Source organism: Vibrio halioticoli NBRC 102217, assembly GCF_000496695.1.
Taxonomy (GTDB): domain Bacteria; phylum Pseudomonadota; class Gammaproteobacteria; order Enterobacterales; family Vibrionaceae; genus Vibrio; species Vibrio halioticoli.
The window spans coordinates 51,316-60,431 of the sequence record NZ_BAUJ01000032.1; the positions used below are offsets into that span (position 1 = coordinate 51,316).

Sequence of the window (9,116 nt, forward strand, 5' to 3'; positions counted from 1 at the left end):
ATTATCTTGCCTGTTAGTATAGGCACTAGAAGTTGCTACATAGAAGCTACTTTGTCGGGTGCAAAATTGCCAAAGCCTGTGTAAAGTACGCCTATATAACAAAAGGTTAGCCTGAATGTCAGCAAATACGCTACTCACTTTTCGCCAAATATGGGCGAGTAAAACCATCAATTACAGCCTACTGATTTTAGTCACTATGTTGGGTGTCGTAGTGCCTTGCTGGTATATGGAACAATATACGGCGATTACACCCTTGGTGTTAGGGGTGATTGCCGCCGCATTGGCTGAGACCGATGACAACTTTTGGGGGCGATTTAAAGCCTTAGTGCTGACCTTTATCTGTTTTGCCATTGCCAGTTTATCTATTGAAATACTCTACCCTTACCCGTTATTTTTTGGCATTGGGCTATTTTTCTCAACCTTCGGCTTTATTATGCTCGGCGCAATTGGCGCTCGTTACGCTAGCATCGCGTTCGGCTCTTTATTAATTGCGATTTATACTATGCTGGGCGCAAGCGAAAGCAGCAGTATTTTCACCCAACCGATCATGTTGTTAACGGGCGCAGCTTGGTATTACTTTTTATCACTGCTCTGGCAAAGCTTTTGGCCCATGCAACCGGTGCAACTGAGCTTAGCGCAAACTTTTCAGCAACTTTCATTTTATTTAAACGCTAAGAGCAGTCGTTTCCACCCTTCTATTGGCAATCATTCACAACCCATGCGCCTTGAAGAAGCATGTTTAAACGCCAACATTGTTGAGGCGTTAGAACTGTGTCGCCATACCTTTATTAAACGCTCCAAAAAAGGGCATGTGAACGGCCCAAATGATCGTTTTTTACGCATCTACTTTTTGGCGCAAGACATTCATGAACGCTTAAGCTCTAGCCATTATCGTTATCATGATTTTGCCGCACACTTTGAACGCTCAGATGTGTTGTTTCGTTTTAAGCACTTGTTGCAAACCTATGCTCAAGAATGCCAACAAATAGCGGAAGCTACACGCTTAAATCAGCCTTATGTGCGCAGCGAAAACTCAGTCTTTGCCTTAGATGAATTGCAAGGTGCGATGACTCACCTTAAACAGCAAAATAATCCCAATTGGCAACAGCCATTAAGACAACTGCAATATTTATTTGATAACTTGTGCACCGTTGATCGCCTGTTGAACAACATCAATAACCCTAATGCACAGCCTAATGACAATGTATTGGATGATAAAACCGCTTATACCGCCAAACAAATGTGGCAGCGCATTCGCGATAACATCTCACCTTCGTCGATACTGTTTCGACATGCAGCGCGTATGTCCATTGCCTTGACTTTGGGCTACACCATTATTGAATTGTTTTCTATTGATCACGGCTTTTGGATTTTGCTAACCACTTTGTTTGTTTGTCAGCCTAATTTTAGCTCCACTAAGCAAAAGCTATTTCACCGCATCAGCGGCACTTTTGCTGGGTTAATTATTGGCGTCATCATGCTGACCTTTATCCCAGACGTGCAAGGACAGTTATTTGTCATTGTGTTATCCAGCGTGCTGTTTTTTGCGTTCCGCTTACAAAACTACGCCTACGCAACCGCGGTTATCACGGTACTGGTGCTGTTTTTGTTCTCGCAATTGGGCGCAGGTTATGCGGTTATTCTGCCGCGCTTAGTGGATACCTTAATTGGCAGTATTCTGGCGGTAGGTGCGGTGTATTTTATTATGCCGGATTGGCAAGCGAAGAAGATTCCATCGCTAATGGCTAATTCCATTGCCGCCAATGACCATTATTTAGGACTGATTATTGCCCAGTATCGAGTAGGTAAAACTGACGACCTGACTTATCGCATCGCAAGGCGCGCCGCTCACAGTCACGATGCAAACCTTAGTGCGGCTATCAGTAATATGCTGGCAGAGCCGGGAAAACATCGCTATGCGGTTGATGAGAGCTTTCGTTTTTTAACTCTTAGCCATGCACTGCTGAGCTATGTCTCTGCCCTTGGCGCGCACCGCACTTTAATTAACGATGCTGTTACCCATAAATTGGTGATTGATGCATATCAGGAAATTCATGTTAAGCTCGATGCCATTGATAAGGCGCTCAGGGATGAAGCATATGACCCTCAAGTGTTCGATACCAATCATATTCAGCACAAATTGTCACAATGGCGTGAGAGCGACGGCACATCTGCACAGATGATCTTGCAACAATTGCATTTGATCCACAGAATGTTGCCAGAGATCAAAACTCTCAGCCAAACATTTTCAAAATCCAAATAGGTTAAATACCTAAAAACTATAGAGAAGCTCTATGTACAAGAAAATTTTGCTAACTGGACTAGCGCTGTCGTTTACGGCACCTGTGCTAGCCGACGTTAAAATCGACCTACCAGAACACGTAGATTTACTGCTTGTAAATGGAGCAGAACCGAATGTGGATGGTGGCTTTTTCTCTTCAAGCTCAAGCGCAATTTTGCCAGACGGCGAAAACCAAATCGTGTTTCGTTATGAGCCAACGTTTAAACAAGGCCAAGAGTTTGAAAAAATGAGCTCTGACGTGATCGTGGCAAAATTTACCGCTGACAACCAAGAGTTGACCTTCCAATTCCCGAAATATCGCAATATTCGTGAAGCAAAGAAATTTGATAAACACCCTGACTGGGCATTAATTGATGAGTCTGGCAATAAAGTGGCGTTTGCTCAAGATAAGCTGATTCACCATGGCGTGCAGTTTGGTCGTGATTTTGCCACTGAAGTCATGAAGTTCAATACCACCGACAGCGCAGCCGCCATTGCCACTAGCAACAGCCTAGCGTATGCCGCAGTTACCGCAGCGCAAGCTTCAGGTACAGAAGTTGCAGTAGTACCTGTGGCGAGCAAAACTGACAACGCAACCGCGAGCACGGCAAACGCAGTATCAGCGACCACTGAAGAAGAAATGCTGATGTTTTGGTACAACAAAGCGGATGACGCCACTAAAGCGCGCTTTAAAGCATACGTAAATAGCCAAAAATAGAGACCACTCTCGCACTTCAAGGTGAAATTTAGCTAAACCGTTAAATTTCACCTTATCCCTCTACCTTCATCTTATTGAAATATCTTAATATTACCCTAACAAATACGCCAAATTATTGGTTTTGTATTTTTGATAAGTTAATGATCTTATAGGGTAAATTGAGAATGGACTCAATAAAAACAGTTGTAGATAAACACACTCACCAAGCCTCCCCCATTTTAGACCTTATTGTTGTGGGAGGTGGCATCAACGGCGTGGGTATTGCCACAGATGCCGTTAGCCGAGGTTTGTCTACTGCCCTATTTGAAGCCAAAGATTTTGCCAGTGCTACGTCATCGGCCAGCTCTAAACTTATTCACGGCGGTTTGCGCTATCTTGAGCATTATGAGTTCCGCTTGGTCTCTGAAGCTCTTGCTGAACGTGAAGTAATCCTTAAAAAAGCGCCACACATTGCCAAACCGATGCGCTTTCGTCTGCCCCATCGCCCTTACTTACGCCCTGCTTGGATGATACGTGCGGGCATGTATCTTTATGACTATCTTGGCAAACGAAACTCTCTACCTGCATCGCGTAAAATCTCCTTTGCTAATGAAGATGTCTTGCACAACGACTTTAGCGTCGGCTTTGAATACTCTGATTGCTGGGTGGATGATGCACGACTGGTGCTGTTAAATGCGATGCAAGCACAGCAAAATGGCGCTGAAATTAACAACTACTGCACCGCCGTCTCTGCCTCACAACAAGATGGCATTTGGACAGTGCAATTATTGGATCATAGAACGGGACAAACCTTTACACGCCACAGCCGAGCGTTAGTCAATGCTACTGGACCTTGGGTGAAAAGCTTCATCACTGAAAGTTTGCACAGTGAATCGCCAATGGGGATTCGTTTAATCAAAGGCTCGCACATCATAGTGCCTAAAATCTACCCGCAAGATCACGCTTATATCTTACAAAACCAAGACGGACGCATTGTATTTACCATTCCTTATTTGGATAAATACACTTTGATTGGCACTACCGATGAAGAATATAAAGGCAACCCGCGCCACGTTGCCATTAACAATGGCGAAATAGACTATTTATTAAATGTGGTGCGCGAGCACTTTATCAATGCCCCAAACAAGCAAGATATTTTAGCCACCTTTAGCGGCGTGAGGCCCTTGTGTGATGACGAATCGGACTCGCCACAAGCCATCACCCGTGATTACACTTTGACTGTGCAACATGCCTCTCTCGATAACAGTCAAAGCAATGCGCCGTTTAGCGCGCCACTATTGTCGGTATTTGGAGGCAAGCTCACCACCTATCGAAAACTCGCCAATGCCGCATTCGAGAAGCTAGCGCCATTCTTCCCAGAAATGACCAACAGCACTACCAAAGCTAGCTTACTGCCCGGCGCAGAAGACTTTGATCATCAAACACTTTTGACGCAATTACAGCAAAAATGGCCAAATGCTCAGCAAAGCATGCTAAAGCGTTGGATAAGCAGTTATGGCTCACGAGCACTTATGATTGGTGCGCAAACCCCTGAACTTGGACAGCGCTTTGCTAAGCAGTTATTTGCAGCTGAAGTTGACTACTTAATAGTACATGAGTTTGCCTTAAATAGTGATGACATCCTCTATCGACGCACTAAGCTGTATCTAGAAATGAGCGCTGATGAAATCAAAGCACTGGAACGTTATCTGCAAAATGAACACTATAACTAGCAACAGGTAATTGCTCCTCAACTTGATCTTATTGCAACGCTTGCAATACTTCCCTTTCCCCACTGAATGCTCAAACGCATGCCCTTTTATACCCTAAAAGGGCTATTTACAAGATAGACTTTCTATGTGCAATAAATAGAAATATCTATATGCATCAAGCACTAAGCATTGATTAGCATAGCTATTTACCAGTAGTTAGGCTGTTCACTGATCACGCTTATAGTCAAGAAAATGCCCCTTTAATTTTCCGTACAGAAATTAAAAGTAAGTGTGCACTTTTTCGCATATGAAACCTTAAAAATAGAGCTTATAGTCTAGCCCCTTAAATTCTCATCGATATAAACGTTATTCAACTGGATGGTCATGAAGAAATATATTAAAGGTTATATTACCGCTATCATTTTGCTTGCCGTTGCAGGTGGACTGGCATATTACTGGCATTACAGCGATCTTCACCCTTCCACAGAAAATGCCTACGTTCACGGTAAAACCGTCTCTGTTGCTCCCCTTGTACAAGGTCGCATCACTAAAATTTCAGTGGATGACTTCCAGTTTGTGCATATGGGCGATCATTTAATTTCTGTCGATTCACAGCCTTATCAAATTGCGGTAAAAGAAGCGCAAGCGACTTATCAAGCAGCGCTACAGCAAAATAAATCTCAAGAATCTGGCGTTAATGCCGCTATTGCTCAACTTAACGAAGCAAAAGCAAACCTATTGAACGCGCAAAAAACCTATAAACGAACTCAAGTGTTGGTTAAAAAACACTTAGTGCCAATTCAGCAAGCCGATACTGACCGTACTAAACTTGCCGATGCTCAAGCTCGTTTGCATGCCGCGCAAGCTTCATTACAACAAGCTATTGATACTCAAGGTGGTAAAGGTGAGGCCTCTGCCGCAGTACAACAAGCCGCAGCGCATCTAGCAAAAGCGGAACTTGACTTAAGCTACACCGAAATTAGCGCACCATTTGATGGCTACGTGGGCGATGTGAAAACGCACCTAGGGACATTTGTCTCAACGGGACAGCCACTATTTCCTATAGTGAAACAATACAGCCAGTGGATTCAAGCCAACTTTAAAGAATCACAAATGCCCCGTCTTGCTGAAGGCCAATTGGTTGAAATCACGGTCGATATGTACCCTGATGAAGTTTGGCATGGCAAGCTAGTGAAAATCTCACCAGCAAGCGGTAGCAGCTTTTCTCTACTTCCTCCAGAAAATGCCACTGGCAACTGGGTGAAAATTGGTCAACGTTTCCCAATAAAAATTGAAATTACCGACGATTTAACCAACAAACCTATTTTAAGAATCGGCTCTAGTACCCAAGTCACAGTGGATACGACGGCTGGAGAATAGTCGTGGAAAACATCACGCCTTTTAAGCGCACTATGATCGTGATTGCGGTAATGACCTCCGCAATCATGGTGCTGCTAGACATGACGATTGCCAACGTTGCCTTGCCACAAATGCAAGGCGCACTTGGCGCAACCTCCGATACCATCACTTGGGTGTTAACCGCCTATACCATGGCAGAAGCCATTTTCATCCCTCTGACTAGCTACTTTTCCAGCAAGCTAGGCGAGCGACGCCTGCTTATTGTGGCTGTATCGGGCTTTATGGTGTCGTCCATTTTATGTGGTCAGGCGCAATCCATTGAAGCTATGGTGCTGTTTCGTATCATTCAGGGTATGTTTGGCGCGGTGGTTATTCCATTGTCACAATCACTGCTGATTGCGGTTTTTCCAAGCCATGAGCGTGGCAAAGCCATGTCGATCTTTAGTATTGGTATCTTGCTTGGTCCTATTTTAGGCCCAACATTAGGCGGTTTGATTACGCAAAATATGAACTGGCGTTGGGTGTTTTATGTCAACGTCCCAGTGGGTCTGTTTTGTTTAACCATGATCTACCTGTTTGTGAAAACCTCCAACAAACGTGAAGCGGTCATTGATTGGCCTACCATGATTTCAATGGCGGTCGGTATCGGCATGCTACAAATGGTATTAGACCAAGGCAACCAACTGGATTGGTTTGAATCGCGCACCATTCAAGCCAGCATTATCATTGCCTTTGTAGGGATCGCCTACTTTGTGCGTCGCAGTTTTAAAACCCGTAGCCCAGTTGCGCCCATTTGGATGCTAAGCAATCGAAATTTAGCCTTAGGTTCATTGATGATGGCCATCTTTGCCAGCGCCCTATTCGGCCTCACCGCACAACTGCCAATGATGCTAGAAGGCGTGCTTAACTACCCTGTAGACACTACCGGCTTGTTGATGGCACCGCGCGGCATTGCGGCGGCAATTACCTTGATTGCTACGGCTAAGTTTATGAACAACGGTCGTTTAAAATGGATGGTTGCCTCTGGCGCTATCTTATGTGGTATTGCCGGGCTAATCATGTCGGCATACTCAGAAAACATCGACTTTTACTGGCTGATTTTACCTGCATTAATCCAAGGTTGTGGCATGGGACTAGTGTTCTCTAGCCTATCGTCGATTGCCTATACCACCTTGAAACCCGATCAAGGCGTAGCAGGAGCAAGTATCTTCAACCTATTTAGAACCATAGGTAGTTCATTTGGTATTTCGATTGCCACTACCTATCAGTTTAGAAGCTCACAAGAAGAATGGAACTCACTGGGTCAAGCGATTAACCCGTATAACCCCAACCTACAACAATGGTTGGCCGAAACGGGACAAAAAATCACAGACCCTATGACGCAAACCATCTTGCAAGAGCAGGTGCACAAACAAGCAGAGATCATCGCTTTCGTGCACACCTTTACCTTTATTACGGCGATGTTTGTGTTGATCATACCTTTGCTGTTCTTGCTTAAGATTCCTAAGCAAGCTGTTAATAAAGCAGGTGGCGCGCCAGCGCACTAAGGTTTTTATCTATTATCTTGCTTGCTATTTAACAAGCTCTTCATCTTATTGCTTAAATAGTCTTGTAAGTCATGTTAAAACGAACTAATATTGAGTTGTAGATATAAGGCGGTAGAGGCATCCCCTTGTAAAATAGTATCAACCTCAACGGATGAGTGGCGGTAGAGGCATCCCCACATAAAATAGTATCAACCTCAATTGATTAATCTACATGAAAAAGCCCCTTCATTGGGGCTTTTTTGTATGTAAAGGAAAAAGATGGATATAAGAACATTAAAACCAGACTCTTATGACAGACTATCTAAAGATAGGCCTCAAGTGCTAGAAAAAAACCGTGGCTATGGAATTGTATCAATTACTATCGATACCCTTACCTATGCGATACCTCTACGCAGCAATATGAACCATAGCAATGGATTCAAAACTATTTCCATGAAACGTGGAAATAAACTGATCTGGAATGGCCTTGATTACTCTAAGGCACTAGTTGTTAAACAAGATGATATTGAAAAAACCGCTTTCAAACTCAGAGAGCAGAAAGAATTTAATAAAATTCAATTAAATAAAGAGAAGATTCAAACTGAATTTGAAAAATATGTATCTGCTTATCTTGAGTGCGTCAAGAAAGGTACTAGTACTAAAGATAAACGATTTATTTTCAGTACATTACAATACTTTCATTCAGAACTAGGGATTGAGCTAGGAAAATAGTACCTTTTTCATTGTCTGATGTATTTTATTTCTAAGCGCTAAATTTGGGCGATGGATATAACGCATACGTCCAAAATTACCGTGTACGAAGTCATTAATATCCCATATCCATTTCTTGATCTAGTTCGGATAATTCTGCAAGACTCGCGAGTCTGTTTTCTTCTAAACGGTTTTTATATTCCATAAGATCGGCGTACGCGACCTTCCTACGATTGCCCGTGCGGCTAAACGGAATTTCTTTTGCATCAAGAAGCTTAATGAATGTAGGTCTAGACATATTTAGCATATCCGCACCTTCTTGTGTTGTAAGTTCTGCATGAATAGGAGTAATGCTGACAGAGTTCCCTTGCCCTAATTGAGTAAGCACTTCTATCATCATGTTTAACGCACTTGATGGGATAGTGACTTCGTGAGTCTTACCTGACTTATCGACCACATTAATTCTTTGAGCCTCACCATTCGCTTCTATAACAGCAGACAACTCTTGACTACCAAGCTTAGCCAGTGCAATTTCTTCAGCGCTTGGCAATTTTGTAGCAGTATTCATCCTATTTCTCTCTAGTCTTTGATTTCACACTATACAAATTTGCATATGACCATAGTATCGGAAACAATCAACCGAAAGTCAACATTCGAAATATTCGAAAAACAAACGCTACATTATTTGAGTTTTTAGAAGTAACATTGGAAAACTCCTCTAAGCAAAGCACAATTTTTCCTCAAATTAATTACTAGGGTGGATATCACTCACACCCGCCCCACTTCTTTCTAGACTCTGCTACCATAGCCACAATAATACCAATCACACT

The 9,116-nt window shown here is 43.2% G+C and carries 7 protein-coding genes; 6 read left to right on the forward strand and 1 reads right to left on the reverse strand.

Going from position 1 to position 9,116, the window contains the following annotated elements; translation table 11 throughout:
* The first annotated feature begins 115 nt into the window (after positions 1 to 115).
* The 6 genes from yccS (at position 116) to tenpIN (ending at position 8,307) form a co-directional block, all read left to right on the forward strand.
* Positions 116 to 2,263: a YccS family putative transporter gene (gene yccS, locus VHA01S_RS10980; RefSeq protein ID WP_023404446.1), complete on the forward strand. Its 2,148-nt coding sequence runs from the start codon at positions 116 to 118 to the stop codon at positions 2,261 to 2,263.
* Positions 2,264 to 2,294: 31 nt separating this feature from the next.
* Entirely contained in the window at positions 2,295 to 2,999 is a 705-nt protein-coding gene (locus VHA01S_RS10985; RefSeq protein ID WP_023404447.1) for a DUF2057 family protein, read from the forward strand.
* Between the two features lie 164 nt (positions 3,000 to 3,163).
* Positions 3,164 to 4,711 carry a glycerol-3-phosphate dehydrogenase gene (glpD, locus tag VHA01S_RS10990; RefSeq protein WP_023404448.1) on the forward strand — a complete coding sequence of 516 codons (1,548 nt, stop codon included), beginning with the start codon at positions 3,164 to 3,166 and terminating at the stop codon, positions 4,709 to 4,711.
* Between the two features lie 363 nt (positions 4,712 to 5,074).
* Entirely contained in the window at positions 5,075 to 6,070 is a 996-nt protein-coding gene (locus VHA01S_RS10995; RefSeq protein WP_039970717.1) for an HlyD family secretion protein, read from the forward strand.
* A gap of 32 nt (positions 6,071 to 6,102) precedes the next feature.
* Positions 6,103 to 7,596, forward strand: coding sequence for a DHA2 family efflux MFS transporter permease subunit (locus VHA01S_RS11000; RefSeq protein WP_039970731.1), 1,494 nt, complete (start codon positions 6,103 to 6,105; stop codon positions 7,594 to 7,596).
* Between the two features lie 258 nt (positions 7,597 to 7,854).
* Positions 7,855 to 8,307 carry a type III toxin-antitoxin system TenpIN family toxin gene (gene tenpIN, locus VHA01S_RS11005; protein WP_023404451.1) on the forward strand — a complete coding sequence of 151 codons (453 nt, stop codon included), beginning with the start codon at positions 7,855 to 7,857 and terminating at the stop codon, positions 8,305 to 8,307.
* Between the two features lie 94 nt (positions 8,308 to 8,401).
* Here tenpIN and VHA01S_RS11010 read toward each other — a convergent pair whose 3' ends face one another.
* On the reverse strand, positions 8,402 to 8,854 hold the full coding sequence (locus VHA01S_RS11010) for a helix-turn-helix domain-containing protein (RefSeq protein ID WP_023404452.1): 453 nt from the start codon (positions 8,852 to 8,854) through the stop codon (positions 8,402 to 8,404).
* Positions 8,855 to 9,116: the final 262 nt, after the last annotated feature.

Excerpts from the sequence above, each read along its gene's own strand:
- yccS (WP_023404446.1), top strand. The coding sequence starts at position 116 with ATGTCAGCAAATACGCTACTCACTTTTCGCCAAATATGGGCGAGTAAA.
- VHA01S_RS10985 (WP_023404447.1), top strand. The coding sequence starts at position 2,295 with ATGTACAAGAAAATTTTGCTAACTGGACTAGCGCTGTCGTTTACGGCA.
- glpD (WP_023404448.1), top strand. The coding sequence starts at position 3,164 with ATGGACTCAATAAAAACAGTTGTAGATAAACACACTCACCAAGCCTCC.
- VHA01S_RS10995 (WP_039970717.1), top strand. The coding sequence starts at position 5,075 with ATGAAGAAATATATTAAAGGTTATATTACCGCTATCATTTTGCTTGCC.
- VHA01S_RS11000 (WP_039970731.1), top strand. The coding sequence starts at position 6,103 with ATGATCGTGATTGCGGTAATGACCTCCGCAATCATGGTGCTGCTAGAC.
- tenpIN (WP_023404451.1), top strand. The coding sequence starts at position 7,855 with ATGGATATAAGAACATTAAAACCAGACTCTTATGACAGACTATCTAAA.
- VHA01S_RS11010 (WP_023404452.1), bottom strand. The coding sequence starts at position 8,854 with ATGAATACTGCTACAAAATTGCCAAGCGCTGAAGAAATTGCACTGGCT.